Annotated in this window: 13 protein-coding genes and 1 pseudogene; 6 read left to right on the forward strand and 8 right to left on the reverse strand. The window is 58.8% G+C overall.

All coding sequences use genetic code 11. The annotated features are described in order from the left end of the window. Window positions 1-4 precede the first annotated feature (4 nt). From rpsK to PVA48_RS08575, 4 genes and pseudogenes are all read left to right on the forward strand, one after another. Window positions 5-556, forward strand: a complete 552-nt coding sequence (rpsK, locus tag PVA48_RS08560) for a 30S ribosomal protein S11 (protein WP_102728716.1) — start codon at window positions 5-7, stop codon at window positions 554-556. A gap of 32 nt (window positions 557-588) precedes the next feature. After that, a pseudogene (gene rpsD / locus PVA48_RS08565) lies at window positions 589-1,199 on the forward strand (30S ribosomal protein S4). Window positions 1,200-1,355: 156 nt separating this feature from the next. Further along, on the forward strand, window positions 1,356-2,123 hold the full coding sequence (locus PVA48_RS08570) for an HAD family hydrolase (protein ID WP_102728715.1): 768 nt from the start codon (window positions 1,356-1,358) through the stop codon (window positions 2,121-2,123). Between the two features lie 124 nt (window positions 2,124-2,247). Next, on the forward strand, window positions 2,248-3,174 hold the full coding sequence (locus tag PVA48_RS08575; protein WP_022396512.1) for a hypothetical protein: 927 nt from the start codon (window positions 2,248-2,250) through the stop codon (window positions 3,172-3,174). Between the two features lie 64 nt (window positions 3,175-3,238). Here the strand turns inward: PVA48_RS08575 and PVA48_RS08580 are convergent, their stop codons facing one another. Then, window positions 3,239-3,610, reverse strand: a complete 372-nt coding sequence (locus PVA48_RS08580; RefSeq protein ID WP_423231597.1) for a hypothetical protein — start codon at window positions 3,608-3,610, stop codon at window positions 3,239-3,241. 34 nt (window positions 3,611-3,644) lie between these two features. Here PVA48_RS08580 and PVA48_RS08585 point away from each other — a divergent pair, with 34 nt between their 5' ends. Then, window positions 3,645-4,355 carry a hypothetical protein gene (locus PVA48_RS08585; protein WP_146021154.1) on the forward strand — a complete coding sequence of 237 codons (711 nt, stop codon included), beginning with the start codon at window positions 3,645-3,647 and terminating at the stop codon, window positions 4,353-4,355. On the opposite strand, the gene PVA48_RS08590 is transcribed toward PVA48_RS08585, so the two are convergent. Further along, window positions 4,343-4,861, reverse strand: a complete 519-nt coding sequence (locus PVA48_RS08590; protein WP_022396514.1) for a GNAT family N-acetyltransferase — start codon at window positions 4,859-4,861, stop codon at window positions 4,343-4,345. The two genes, PVA48_RS08585 and PVA48_RS08590, sit on opposite strands and share 13 nt — an antisense overlap. Then, window positions 4,858-6,279, reverse strand: a complete 1,422-nt coding sequence (gene pyk, locus PVA48_RS08595; RefSeq protein ID WP_022396515.1) for a pyruvate kinase — start codon at window positions 6,277-6,279, stop codon at window positions 4,858-4,860. Before pyk ends, PVA48_RS08590 begins: the two co-directional genes overlap by 4 nt. 112 nt (window positions 6,280-6,391) lie before the next feature. On the opposite strand from pyk, the gene PVA48_RS08600 reads away from it, so the two are divergent. After that, a complete protein-coding gene (locus PVA48_RS08600) occupies window positions 6,392-7,534 on the forward strand; it encodes a competence/damage-inducible protein A (protein ID WP_423231598.1) in 1,143 nt (380 codons plus the stop codon). Window positions 7,535-7,624: 90 nt separating this feature from the next. Here PVA48_RS08600 and PVA48_RS08605 read toward each other — a convergent pair whose 3' ends face one another. The 5 genes from PVA48_RS08605 to ftsY form a co-directional block, all read right to left on the reverse strand. After that, window positions 7,625-8,245 (reverse strand): methyltransferase family protein, encoded by a 621-nt coding sequence (locus PVA48_RS08605; protein ID WP_215451144.1) that lies wholly within the window; start codon window positions 8,243-8,245, stop codon window positions 7,625-7,627. 153 nt (window positions 8,246-8,398) lie between these two features. After that, entirely contained in the window at window positions 8,399-9,226 is an 828-nt protein-coding gene (locus tag PVA48_RS08610; RefSeq protein WP_102749484.1) for a PEP-CTERM sorting domain-containing protein, read from the reverse strand. Window positions 9,227-9,617: 391 nt separating this feature from the next. Next, window positions 9,618-11,072 (reverse strand): replicative DNA helicase, encoded by a 1,455-nt coding sequence (gene dnaB / locus PVA48_RS08615; protein ID WP_022396520.1) that lies wholly within the window; start codon window positions 11,070-11,072, stop codon window positions 9,618-9,620. Window positions 11,073-11,173: 101 nt separating this feature from the next. Next, window positions 11,174-12,253: a 23S rRNA (adenine(2503)-C(2))-methyltransferase RlmN gene (gene rlmN / locus PVA48_RS08620; protein ID WP_102728442.1), complete on the reverse strand. Its 1,080-nt coding sequence runs from the start codon at window positions 12,251-12,253 to the stop codon at window positions 11,174-11,176. Between the two features lie 17 nt (window positions 12,254-12,270). Further along, window positions 12,271-13,119: a signal recognition particle-docking protein FtsY gene (ftsY, locus tag PVA48_RS08625; protein ID WP_022396522.1), complete on the reverse strand. Its 849-nt coding sequence runs from the start codon at window positions 13,117-13,119 to the stop codon at window positions 12,271-12,273. Window positions 13,120-13,121 lie beyond the last annotated feature (2 nt).

A 13,121-nucleotide genomic window follows, 5' to 3' on the forward strand; every position in this document is an offset into this window, starting at 1 on the left:
TACTATGGCTAGCGAAGAAATCACCAACGAAACCGCCAAAAAGCCCGTGGAAGCGGCAGCTCCCGCTCCCGCTGCTGAAACTCCGGCCGCCGCTGTTTCCGCTCCTGAAGAAGTCAAGAAGCCCGAACCCCGCAAGGACATTTTTGCGGAACTCGGTCTGGGCGGCGATGATGACAAGCCCAAAATCCTGAAGGCCAAGGGCAGCAAGAACGTTTCCTCCGGCGTGGTTCATGTTTCCTCCACGTTCAACAACACCGTCGTGACCGTCACCGACCAGCGCGGCAACGTGATCGGCTGGTCCTCCGCCGGCAAGATGGGCTTCAAGGGCTCCCGCAAGAGCACGGCTTACGCCGGCCAGGTGGTTTGCCAGGACGCCTGCCGCCAGGCCATGGGCCACGGTCTGCGTGAAGTGGAAGTGCGTGTGAAGGGACCGGGTTCCGGTCGTGAATCCGCCGTGCGTGCCGTGCAGACGATCGGTATTGAAATCACCTCCATCAAGGACGTGACCCCCATTCCCCACAACGGCTGCCGTCCCCCGAAGGCCCGCCGCGTCTAATTGAATCCTTTTACCTATAGATCAAATATATCATGGCTCGTTATACCGGTCCCCGCGATAAAGTGTCCCGCCGTTTTGGCGTTGCTCTTTTCGGTTCCACCAAGGCTCTTGAAAAGCGCCCCTTCCCCCCGGCCAGCATGGCATGCGCGCCGGCCGCAAGAAGAAGTCCGACTACGGCGTGATGCTTGCTGAAAAGCAGAAGCTGCGTTTCCAATACGGTGTGCTTGAAGGCCAGTTCCGCAAGTATTATGCAGAAGCCGCCCGCCGCCGCGGCATTACCGGCGACATCCTGCTTCAGCTCCTTGAACTCCGTCTGGACAATGTTGTGTACCGTCTCGGTTTCAGCAACACCCGCGCCGGCGCCCGTCAGCTCGTTTCCCACGGCCATATCACCGTGAACGGCAAAAAGACGAACGTTGCGTCCTACTCCTGCCGCCCTGGCGATGTGATCGCCGTCGGTGGAAAGGCCTCCTCCCAGCAGCTGGCTACCCGTTTCCTTGACCTGACCCAGGCCACTGTGGTTCCGGATTGGCTGGAATGCGACCGTGACAAGCTCACGGGCAAGATTGCTCGCGTACCTTCCAAGGAAGAGATTGCTCCCATCGTCAATGAGCAGCTCATCGTGGAATTCTACTCCCGTTAATCTTATTTCCTTCTGGATTTGCTTCAAAACCCCGGTTGCCTTTTGGCGGCCGGGGTTTTGGGCGTTTAAGGGAAGAGGATGGAGAGTTGAGGGTTGAGAGTTGAGGGTTGAGAGTTGAGGGTTGAGAGTTGAGGGTTGAGAGTATAGGATGGGGGTATGACGGATGATTTGAGCGAAAGGGGAGTGGCCCTTTTTGATATGGACGGAACATTGCTGCCCTGGGATACGCAATACGTTTTTTCCTGTTTCGTGCTGAGGCTCCATCCATGGCGGCGCCTGCTGGTGCTTCTTTTCCTGGCCTGCATTCCTCTTTATGTTCTGAGGATATGGGATGAAAACCGGATGAAGAGGGCCTATCTCATTTATTTGTGGGGACTCCCCGCAGAAACGGTGCGGGAGTATGGAAGGAAATTCGGCTCTCTGGCACAGGAATGGATTTATCCGGAACTGAAGGAACGGCTGGAGGAACACCGGAAGAAGGGGGATCTGTGCCTCATGGTTTCCGCCTCCCCAACCTTTTACGCGGAACCTCTGGGTGAGCTGCTGGGATTTGACGGCGTTCTGGGAACGGACGTGCTTCTGGACGGCCGCATGCCGGCGATGCCGGAATTGCCGAACGGCAACAACAAGGGACAGATAAAGGTGGAGCGCCTGCGCGAGCGGAAGGTGCTGCCGGAGCACGGCGTTCTGGATAACGCCGCCGCCTACAGCGACAGTGGCGCGGATATGCCCATGCTGCTTTCCTGCGGACAAAGGGTCCTGGTGAATCCTTCTCCTTCCCTGAAGGAAGACGAACGCCTGGCCGGGGCGGAATGCCTGTATCCTGCCCGGCCATGGAGAGGAAAGCTTGGCAAGATCTGGAAGATTGCTCTTTTTGTCATGGGGATGGTAAATATAAATGTTAGAAAATCAATGATTAGCTAACTGTGGGGGAGAAAAGGCTTTACATTTGTGACGGAAATGTTTCACTTTCCTTAACAAGGGGGAAAAGATACTTTTCTTTCCTTGTTAGCAAATCAACAATTAATACCCTAACCAAGTAATAGTCATGCAAACCAAGAACATCATCAGTGTTGCGGCAGCTGTGGCATCCTTTGCCGGCGCTGCTCTTGCGGGCACTCCCGTCAAGATTGTTGCTCCGACTCCGGTTCCCACTCCCGTGGCGACTGTCAGCCCGCTGTCCGGCGATATCTACGCCGGTTATGCCTCCAATTACACCAGCCGCGGCATCGTGGCTTCCCACGCCTTGGTGGGAGGGGATAGCGTTATCCCTGCCGGTGTAAATCTGAATTACAAGCTGAGCGACGCCAACTCCATTGTGGGTGCCGCTTCCTACACCTCCCTGACCTCCGGTCACGAGCTGCTTGGCATGAAAGATATTGCTTTCCACAATGAAACCAATTTCAACCTTGGCTGGAAGAACCAGGACGGTTTGCTGAAGAACCTGTCCACCACCCTCGGCTGGAATCTGATTCATGGCGGTCTGCTCGGCAACTTTGCCAAGTATGATTACAGCAACCTCCTTGCAAACGGCGTCGTTGGCCAGCGTCATGCCCACTCCGTGGCTCAGGAATTCTATCTGAACCTGAACTATGACCTGTGCAGCAACTGGTTCGCCGGTGTGACCACTAGCTATGGCTTCCAGGGAATGACCGGATGGTGGTTCCAGCCGTATGTGGGCTGGAAGGCTTCCATCTGCCCCGCCACGGACATCGTGATCACGGGCGGCATGTCTGCCACTGCCGGCTACTTCGACAGCAAGTCCGCTTTCATGTCCAACGGCGCGCAAGCTTGGTGGGTGAAGGCTGAACTGCCTGTCAAGCTGGGCGTGAAGAATCTGGCCGTGGTTCCCTTCGTCAGCTTCAACTGGGCCGGCAACGGCGCCTTGAAGGCTAACAAGGGCGTGGACGCAGGTTCCAAGCCTTACAAGAACTTCGGCGTGGTGGCTGGCGCCAACCTCGTCTATTCCTTCTAAGCCGTCCGGCTTACGATTGAATCATGTTTCAAGAGCGGCGGAGCAATCCGCCGCTCTTTTTCTTTCATGTTCCGGATGGAGGAAGGAGAAATTGCCGATTAAGGCGGGGACTAAATCCGGCCATTGTTCCTGTTCCGGCCGGTGATGGCTTAGGAAAAGCCGTCACGGATATGGCTGCTGCTGCACTGGCTGGAAAATTTGGGGCAGCGGCAGGGCGGATTTTTTTATTCCTTGCAGGATGAGCGGCTTGCGGAGGAATTGACTTTCCGGGGTAAAGGAGAATTGCTCCGCTCCTTTTTTGCTTGTTGCCAGAGGCAGTATTTTTATTCAGAATGCCGCGGAACAGGAGTTCCAAGTTTATGAGTTTTTCCTTTTTTTCTGCTCTTGGGGCGGTTCTGGCCGTTTCCATTTCAATTTCCCTGGCGGAGTCACGCATTCCGGATGTTCCTTCCGATCCGCCTCTGAGACCCGTGAGCGGCAGCTTGAAGGCGGGCTATTCCACGAATTACGAATTCCGCGGCCTGATTCCCGGCGGCTGTAATCCCACGGCCCCCTTGCGTCTGGACTGGAGAAGCGACCTGAATGACCGGTATTCCCTGATTCTGGCGTTGAAGGAGGAAATTTTCCTGGGGCATCCGGCGGTTGACTTGGAGAATGAGACAATGGCTGATCTTGGGCTTCAAAGGAAGTTCGGGAAGGCCACTTACGCCGCATTATCCTTCCGTGCGAATGACGGCGGTTTGGCGGGGTTTGCCTCCGAACATTTGTTCGGCAACGGTGGGACAACGTATGAAACGGCGCTGATTCTGCGCCATGATCTGGGCTTCCTGCCCGGTTTTTATGCGCAGGGAAGCGCCGCTTATTCCTTTTACGGCATTACGGGCTGGTGGTTTGACATGTGCACCGGGTCGGATTTCCGGATGACGGAAAACCTTTACATGGGTTTCAAGTTCGGCGCGGTGCTGAGTTCCTCCTACTGGCCTTCCGGCAGCAACGGTTGGCAGTCCCTGTACGTCAGGGTGACGGCGAATTACCGTTTGTTCGGGAATATTTTTGTGGAGCCGTTTGTGGGGCTGCACTGGCTCGGCAAGGGAGCCCACGGAGTGAACCGGGTGTATGGGAGAACGCTGGTGAAGGGCAATAGCTGGGTGACGGGCGTCAGCCTGGTTTATAGCTTCTGACCAGTTGGAGGTGTTTCCCCCTCCTGCGGGAAGAGGTCCGCACGCATGCGGATCATGTCAATGCACTGCACGCCGTTGTCCCAGACGGGTTCCGGGTAGTTGTCCGTAAAGTGGTTTTTGACGACGCCTGAAATCCGGAAGCCACAGCTTTCATACAGGGCCATTGGGCCCGGGGAGGCATCGCACGTTCCCAGTTCCGCATATCTTGCCCCCTTGTTCCTGATGATGTGCAGGGCGTGCAGCACCAGAGCGGTTCCGCAACCGTGCCTTCTGTATTCAGGGGCTACGGAACAGTTCATGATTTCCCATGTGTCTTCCCCCGTTTGCCGGATGACGATAGCTCCGGCGGCAGCTCCGCGGCTCCGTGCGACGTAAAGTTCGCCGTGGGCCAGATGGTCCGCTACCTGCCGTTCGTCCGGATCGGCATCCAGCAGAAGTTCCCTGAGGGGAGGGGGCGGAGGCCACACGGCTGTTTCCTGCGCCACATGGAAGGCAGGGGCCATCATTCCGCGCGCATGAAGATGATGGAGTCCGCCAGCAGTTCCCCTTGCAGGCTGTCCCCCTGGATGACGACGGGCTGGCCGGAGGTGATAAGCCCTTTTTCCTTCAGCAGGTTCAGAGCGGTGGAGATCATGCGGGCCGGGTCTTTCAGGAAGGGGGATTCAAAGGCGGTCACGTCGCGTGCCAGCGCGAGCTGCCGGACGACAACGGGGTCATTGCTGAAGGCGAAGATGGGGGCCCGTTCCGGCCTGAGGACGGCTGCCTGCGTGGCGGCCAGGCCGCGGCGGGTGAAGATGACCATGCAGGCGTTTTCCACGGAGTCCGCCAGGGAGATGGCTGCCTTGGTGGCCTTCTGCCTGTCTCCGTTCAGGATGGCGGAGGCGGCAAAGTTAAGGTTGCCGGAGCGCTCCATGCGGTGCGCGATGGAGTCCAGGACCTCCACGCAGCGCACGGGATAATGGCCTACGGAGGTTTCTCCGGAGAGCATGACGGCGTCCGCCTGTTCAAAGATGGCGTTGGAAACGTCCGTGACTTCCGCACGGGTGGGGGTGGGCTGCGTGATCATGGATTCCAGCATGTGCGTGGCGACGATGCAGCGGCGCCCCAGCCTGTGGCAGTGGCGAATAATGCGGCGCTGGATGATGGGAAGTTCCTCAATGCTGACTTCAATGCCCAGATCGCCGCGCGCGACCATGATGACGTCTGCAGCCAGGATGATGTCGTCAATGTGGCGGATGGCCTGCTGGTCCTCGATTTTGGCGACAATCTGGGCCCTTCCTCCAAGGTTGTCGATATGCTCCCGGAGCTGGGCAATGTGGGCGGCGTCCCGGACGAAGGACATGGCTACGTAGTCCGTCTCGCATTCCACGGCTACGGCCAGGTCCGCCAGGTCTTTTTCCGTCAGGGCGGGGAGCCGCAGGGCCACGCCGGGGAGGTTGATGTGGCGGCGGGAGCCGAATACTCCTTCCGTGAGCACCTTGCAGATGAGCCTGTCCGGGCGCACTTCCTCAATGCGCATGAGAATGCCTCCGTTGTCCACCACCATCGTATGGCCTACCTGGACGTCCTGCAGGAGCCCGTCATAGTTCACCGTGGTGGAGAAGGGGAGTTCCGGCTTGGCCGTGCTCAGGCGGATTTCCAGCGTGTCCCCTTTTTTCAGATGGTAGGGTTCGGGCAGGTCCCCGGTGCGGATGGACGGCCCCTGGAGGTCAAAGAGAATGGCTATGTTCGCCTGCAGCTCTGCGGCTTTCCGGCGGATGCGGAAGACGACTTCCCGGACCCAGTCGTGTTTGGAGTGGCTCATGTTGAGCCGGAAAACGTTGGCTCCGGCTTCAATAAGCTGGCCCAGCATGTCGGAAGTGTCTGTTGCTGGTCCAATGGTGCAGATGATTTTGGTGGCGCGGGGCCGGGAAGGTGTGCTCATGGTCTTTGTCAGTGCCCATACTGTATCTTACGGGACGTTCAAATGAAGTTTTTTGTGGTACATGGCAGGATTGTTGCATGTCACGGAGCGGATGCGGGAGCATACTGGCGGCATGAAGCAGATCAGGGTTGAATTGATCAACACCGGGACGGAAATTTTACTGGGGAGCATTGTGAATACGAATGCCGCGTGGCTGGGCAACAGGCTGTTTGAGGCCGGATTCCGTGTGGAGAGGGAGACCGTGGTTCCCGATGGCTATGCCATTAACGAGGCCATGAGGGAGAGCGCCCGGCGGGCGGATATCGTGATTGTGAGCGGAGGCCTGGGACCGACGAGCGACGATGTGACCAGAGAAGCCCTGTGCGACGTGTGCGGCGTGGACATGCATCGTGACGAGCAGGTGGCGGAGAGGTTGAAGAGCTATTTTGAACGCAGGGGGATTTCCATTGCGGAATGCAATTTCAAACAGGCCATGGTTCCGGACGGCGCCGCGGTGCTGGAGAATTCCAACGGCACGGCGCCCGGCCTGGTGATGCCTGCCAGCGGTTCCCTTCCCATGTTCATCCTGCTGCCCGGACCTCCGTCGGAGTTGAAACCGATGGTGGAGCAGTCAGTGATGCCGCTTCTGGAAGATCTGGCGGATGAGGATATTCCACATCTGCGCGTTTTCCGGCTGGTAGGAATCGGGGAGAGCGACCTTCAGGAGCTGGTGGATGATTCCCTGCACCAGGTGGAGGGACTGGAGGTGGCGTATTGCGCGCGCATCGGAGAGGTGGATGTGCGCCTGGTGGGCAGTGAAGTGGCGCTGAAACAGGGGGAGGCGCGCCTGCGCATCCTGGCAGGAGCGTATATGCTGACTCCCGCGGGAGTATCCCTGGAGAAGGCGGTGGTGCTCCATCTGGCGGAACAGGGGTTGAAGGTGGCGACGGCGGAAAGCTGCACCGGCGGCCTGATTGCCAAGAGGATTACGGATGTGCCGGGTTCCTCCGGCGTTTTTGAGTTCGGCTGGGTGACTTACGCCGACCGGGCAAAGACGAAGATGCTGGGGGTGCCGGAGGATATCCTGAAGCTTCACGGAGCGGTAAGCGAACCCGTGGTGAAAGCGATGGCGAAGGGGGCCCTGGACCGTTCCGGTGCCGGTGTGGCGGTTGCCGTCAGCGGCATTGCGGGGCCGGGAGGCGGCACGCCGGAAAAACCTGTGGGTACCGTATGGCTCGCCTGGGCTTTCCGGGGGGAGAGACGCGGACGGAGATGATGCTTTATCCGCGGGACCGAGGGTCTTTCCGGCAGATGGTTTCCCAGAAGGCCCTGGCGGGGCTTCTGGACGCCAGAAGAAGGGAGCAGGTTACGGAATGAGGAACCACACAGGGAGCACTCCGGCTTCATGTAGCCCGCTGATGAATTCAAAGATGCCGATGAACCAGATGAACCACAGCGCGTCCACGATGTTGTGCGTGAAGGTGGCAGGATTAACGGAGTAGGTTGCGGGCGGCGGCTTCAGCCGCGATAGGGAGGGAATGAAGGAGGGGACGCTCCGGCAGTAGTTCCGGTAGGCGTCTCCGAAGAGTGAGATGAGCCGTTCCTGTTCCTTCCTGATGATGGACGGGTAGTAAATGCCGAAGGCCAATGCCGTCAGCAGGGGGACCGTGAAGGTTTCCGTGGCGCACGCTACGCCTATGCCGCCGATGAAGCTGAAGAAGTAAAGCGGGTTGCGGCACATGGAGTACGGCCCTTCAATGACAAGGACGTTGTTTTTATAACCAGCAATGTAGAGGGAGCACCAGATGCGCCCGAAGGCGCCTATGCCGGCCATGAAACAGGCCAGGAGCATGAGGCTTTCTTCTATGAGCGGGGACATTTCCCACCGGGATTCTCCAAAGAGCAGGGCGCAGCCGATAGCCAGGCCGAAGAGGAGTGAGATGAGTGTGCGGAAGCGCTCGTTGAGTGATTTTGCGTGAGCTTGCATAATGCTGAATAAAGGGTAATGGAAAGATGTTACGGCCTCCGGCAATGGCGTGAAGATATTTTCCGTGACGTTTCCGTCACCCGCCCGGCGAATGCAAAAGAGGCTGTACGCATTAGCGTACAGCCTCTTGAAGAAAAAATGGGATTCCGGAAATCAGGCGCGCCTGCGGCGCAGCATCAGAGCTGCCAGCCCCAGCAGGCTGAGGGTAGCCGTGGCGGGTTCCGGCACGACGCCCGCTACTACGTATTGCACCTTGACGTCTCCGTTTTCCGTGTAGAGGTAGTATTGGCCCTGATAGTCCGCTGCATTTCCTTCCATGAGGCCGGAGGCCTTGGTCAGCGCGCTGCCGTCTTCAGCGGTAAAGTCCCCCAGGGAGATGGACCCGCCGTCAAAACCGGCGGAGGTGACCAGCGTGCGGGTAACGAACTGGAATTCTCCCACAGTCAGGTCCGTGGATGTGGTGGCCAGCAGTCCGGAGACGGAGAAGCTGGACGCGCCCCAGATTTTCTGGTTGACGTTCATGATGCCTCCAATACCGAAGACAAGCCGTGCGCCATTGCCGCCGGGATCAATGCCGCAGACGGTGAGGTTGAGGGTTCCGTCAAGGGTGATGTCACTGCTTTTGAAGTCCACTTGCCCGAGGTTCAGGGTGGAACCGGAGCCGACCGTTACATTCCCCGTATAGCGGGTGCCGCCGACGGTAACGTTGCTGTTGCCCGTAACGGTGATGCCGCCGCCGTCGGAGGTGTCCACCATGGCGCCGTTGACGTTGACGGTTCCGGCATTGTTGAAGATGACATCCGGGCCCTGGCCGTTGCCGCGGCTGGGAATGCCGTTGCTCCAGTTGCCCGCGTTGCCCAGTTCATAGGTGTTGCCTTCCGTAGGGCCGGCCCCACCGGTCCATTCCGTGACCATGCTGGCGGCATTGGCGCAAACGCACAATCCGCAGAGCAGGGCGGCGATAGATAAGGTTTTTTTCATATTAAAACAGAAATGACTTGATAAGTAAGCCCAGAAGAGACGCTGGCGCTGCAATGAGGCTACCGGATTTACAATCCGTCACGGTCTGAAACCGGAGAAATGTCCATCTCCTTACAGGGAGTACCGCATACCTTGCGGCAATTGAAATACGTGTGCCCGTCAGGACGTACCGGCTTCCAGGAAAGAGAGTTCGCTAACGCTCCCTTTCAAATTCAAATGCCGCAGAAGCCTGCGGCATTCCTCGCCCCAGTCCGACAGCTCCCGACGGGTCCCCATCTCTTATAAACAGCTCCTCATAGGCGGAGGGGCGTCATCGCAAGTTCTTTTCCCTTAGAATCACAGCTTGACTCCGGATTGTAAATCCGCAGAAATTTGAAGCTCGGAAGGGATTTTATTCGTTTTCCTGGTCGTGTTCATCCGCTTCACGGGTGGAGAAGCGCATGAGTTCCGCTTCAAAGTGGAGCGGCACGTCCCCGGTGGGGCCGTTGCGGTTTTTAGCCAGGTGCAGGTTGGCCCGTCCGGCCATCTGCTGGCGTTTTTCCTCATCTTCCGCATAGTAGGCGGAGCGGTAGAGTAGCCCGATCATGTCGGCATCCTGTTCGATGGAGCCGGATTCACGCAGGTCGGAGATGCGGGGCACGCCCAGGCTGGCGCCCGTACGGCTTTCCGGTCCGCGGTTGAGCTGGGCCAGGACGATGACGGGCACTTTGAGTTCCTTCGCCAGGGCCTTGAGGCCGGCGGAGATTTCCGCCACTTCTCGTTCGCGGCTGTTGGCGGCCTGCTTGGAGTGGGAGCGCATGAGCTGGAGGTAGTCCACGCCGATGGCGGCCAGGCCGCCCTGGTCCCGCATGACGCGGCGCGCCTTGGCCCGGAGTTCGTTGATGGAGATGGCAGCCGTGTCGTCAATGACAAGCTGGGAGGCCCCCACTTCCTTGACCGCCTGCTTGAAGTGCTTCATTTCAAGCTGGGTGAGGTTGCCCCTCTTGATGATTTCCCGGCTGCGGACCCCGGAGCGGGCGAAGAGAAGGCGTTCCACGATCTGGACCGCGGGCATTTCACAGGAGAAGAGCAGAGTGGGCTTTTTTTCATTCAGCGCAATGTGCTCGACGATGTTGAGCAGGAAGGAGGTTTTACCCATGGAGGGACGGGCGGCGATGATGAACATGTCCCCAGGCTTGAGGCCGTTGCTTTTTTTGTCCAGTTCTTCAAAACCCGTGGTCAGCCCCTGGATCTGTCCCTTGCTGGCAATGAATTTTTCAAAGTTGGTGACAGCCTGCTTGAGGATGCTTGCCAGGCTTTGTTCGTCCTTGGCGCTGTTGTAGCGTTCCCGTATCTGGAAGATGTGGGTTTCCACGGAGTCCAGCAGTTCCGCCACGTCGTCCGGATTGTCAAAGGCCTGGGTGGTGGACCGGGTGGCGATGTCAATGATGGAGCGGAGAATGAATTTGTCCTTCAGGACGTTGAGGTAGTGCTCAAAGTAGGCTCCGGTGGTGGTGAAGGTGTAGATTTCTGCCAGGCCCGCGCTTCCGCCCACCGCTTCCAATTGGTGCATGTCTTCCAGGGCCTGGGTGATGGAAACGATGTCGATGGGCTCGTTTTTATTGTAACGGGTCTGGAAGAGGCGCCAGAGCAGTTTATGCGCGGGCAGGTAGAAGTAGTCCTCCGTCATGCCGATGGTCACGCACTGGCCCACGTAGGTGGCGGGGTCCATGGCCATGAGGGCCAGCACGCCTTTTTCCGGGCCAGGAGCCTGCGGAATGTCCCTGAGGTCCAGGGCCGGGGCTTTGCGGGGGGCCTTGGTCAGTTCCAGCGGGGAGGCGGCGGTGATGGTTTCCGTAGTTTCCATGATGCGGCGGCGGGATGGGTGGCATCCGGCTGGAAAGGAATAGCACAACGAAGGGCGGCGGGCAATAGGCAACGTCGTAAATTCAGAAAAGCCTCGTTCCGTCAGAGGGACGTTCCACCGTTGTTTTCCCGTTCCTTCCTCAGTCTCAACTGGCCGCAGGCGGCGTTGATGTCATGGCCTTTTTCATACCGCATGGTAACGGGGATGCGCGCCTTGTGGACGGCGTCCCGGAAGGCGCGGCAGCGGCTCTCCGCAGGGCGTTCCCATGGGAGCCCCTCCACAGTGTTGTATGGAATGAGGTTGACCTTGGCATGCAGGCGCTTGGCGATCCGGACGAGATGGGATGCGTCGTTCAGGGAGTCGTTCACGTCCCGGATGAGGATGTATTCCAGCGTGGGCATCTGGTTCCTGTCCTTCCCCCATTCCTCCAACGCGGGAATGAGCTGGGAGAGGGGCCATTTTTTGTTGACTGGCATGATCTGGTCGCGCACCTCGTCCGTGGCTCCGTGCAGGGAGACGGCCAGACGGATTTGCCTGGGATAGGCGGCCAGTTTTTTCAGGCCGGGAACAAAGCCTGACGTGGAGATGGTGATGTGGCGCGCGCCTATTTCCAGCCCGCGGTGGGAGGTGATGATTTCCAGGGCGTCCTCCAGGTTGTCGAAGTTGGAGAGCGGTTCCCCCATGCCCATGAAGACGAGGTTGTTGACCCGTTTTCCGGCGATGGTTTCCGCAGAGAGGATTTGCCCGATGATTTCCCCGGTCGTGAGGTTGCGTTTGAGGCCCAGCAGGCCGGAGGCGCAGAATTTGCAGCCGAAGGCGCAGCCCACCTGGGAGGAAACGCAGAGGGTGATGCGGTCCGCCTGTTCCCCGTTTTCCGCAGCGGCGGCGGGAATGATGACGGATTCCACCAGACTGCCGTCTTCCATTCTGGTCAGGAATTTCCGTGTGGTGTCCGCAGAGCCGTGGACTTCCACGATTTCCGGTGTGTGGAAACGGAAGTTTTCCGACAGCAGGTTTCTGAGCGCCGGGGGAAGGTTGGTCATCGCGTCAAAGGAGGTGACGCGTTTGCGCCATACCCAGTCCAGGACCTGCTGGGCACGGAATTTGGTGTGGCCGCGTTCCGTCAGGAAGGCGAGCAGCTTTTCCTCCGTCTGGGCAGTAATGAGGGGAAGAGAGGGCATGGGGTTGAACGGACCCGTTACAGCAGGGAATCCACGTAGCGGTCCCGGTTGAAGGGTTCAAAGTCTTCAGCTCCTTCCCCGGTTCCCAGAAAGGCAGGGGAGATGTGCATTTCATCCATGATGGCTACGGCCACGCCGCCTTTTCCGGAGCCATCCATCTTGGTGATAATGACGGAGTCCAGGGGAGTGGCCTTGTGGAATTCCCTGGCCTGGGCCAGGGCGTTCGCGCCCGTGGTGGCGTCCACCACCAGCAGGGTGCGGTGGGGGGCCGCTGCATCTTGCTTGGCGAGGGTGCGGCGGATTTTGGAGAGTTCCTCCATAAGGTTGTGGCGCGTGTGCAGGCGCCCCGCGGTATCGCAGATAAGGTATTGGAAGCCTTCCCGGATGGCCTGAGTGTGAGCCTCATAGCAAACGGAGGCCGGGTCCTGGTTGGGCGCTCCCTTGTAGATGGGAATTCCCAGCTTGTCCGCCCAGCTCTGGAGCTGTTCCACGGCGGCGGCACGGAAGGTGTCCGCCGCGGCCAGGAGAACGCGGGAGCCCTGTTTTTGCAGCAGGTGGCCCAGTTTGGCGGCGGAGGTGGTTTTTCCCGTGCCGTTGACGCCTACGACCAGAATGACCAGCGGCTTTCCCTCCGGAGGAGCGGGCAGGGACGGAGCGGTAGCAGGAAAGGCCTGGCGGAGGACTTCACGGGTGGCTTCCACCAGGTTTTCCGCATCCAGTCCCTTGCTTTCCCTCAGTTGGTCCGCAATGTTCATGGCGCGCCGGATGCCGATGTCCGCAGTAACCAGGTCCGCTTCCAGTTCATCCCAGTCTATCCGGGAACCGCGGGAGAATTTGGTGAAGAGTTTTTTAAAGAATCCAGCCATGG

Source organism: Akkermansia sp. JRP_AM1, assembly GCF_049262625.1.
GTDB lineage: Bacteria > Verrucomicrobiota > Verrucomicrobiia > Verrucomicrobiales > Akkermansiaceae > Akkermansia > Akkermansia massiliensis.

Excerpts from the sequence above, each read along its gene's own strand:
- rpsK (WP_102728716.1), top strand. The coding sequence starts at position 5 with ATGGCTAGCGAAGAAATCACCAACGAAACCGCCAAAAAGCCCGTGGAA.
- PVA48_RS08570 (WP_102728715.1), top strand. The coding sequence starts at position 1,356 with ATGACGGATGATTTGAGCGAAAGGGGAGTGGCCCTTTTTGATATGGAC.
- PVA48_RS08575 (WP_022396512.1), top strand. The coding sequence starts at position 2,248 with ATGCAAACCAAGAACATCATCAGTGTTGCGGCAGCTGTGGCATCCTTT.
- PVA48_RS08580 (WP_423231597.1), bottom strand. The coding sequence starts at position 3,610 with ATGCGTGACTCCGCCAGGGAAATTGAAATGGAAACGGCCAGAACCGCC.
- PVA48_RS08590 (WP_022396514.1), bottom strand. The coding sequence starts at position 4,861 with ATGATGGCCCCTGCCTTCCATGTGGCGCAGGAAACAGCCGTGTGGCCT.
- pyk (WP_022396515.1), bottom strand. The coding sequence starts at position 6,279 with ATGAGCACACCTTCCCGGCCCCGCGCCACCAAAATCATCTGCACCATT.
- PVA48_RS08600 (WP_423231598.1), top strand. The coding sequence starts at position 6,392 with ATGAAGCAGATCAGGGTTGAATTGATCAACACCGGGACGGAAATTTTA.
- PVA48_RS08605 (WP_215451144.1), bottom strand. The coding sequence starts at position 8,245 with ATGCAAGCTCACGCAAAATCACTCAACGAGCGCTTCCGCACACTCATC.
- PVA48_RS08610 (WP_102749484.1), bottom strand. The coding sequence starts at position 9,226 with ATGAAAAAAACCTTATCTATCGCCGCCCTGCTCTGCGGATTGTGCGTT.
- dnaB (WP_022396520.1), bottom strand. The coding sequence starts at position 11,072 with ATGGAAACTACGGAAACCATCACCGCCGCCTCCCCGCTGGAACTGACC.
- rlmN (WP_102728442.1), bottom strand. The coding sequence starts at position 12,253 with ATGCCCTCTCTTCCCCTCATTACTGCCCAGACGGAGGAAAAGCTGCTC.
- ftsY (WP_022396522.1), bottom strand. The coding sequence starts at position 13,119 with ATGGCTGGATTCTTTAAAAAACTCTTCACCAAATTCTCCCGCGGTTCC.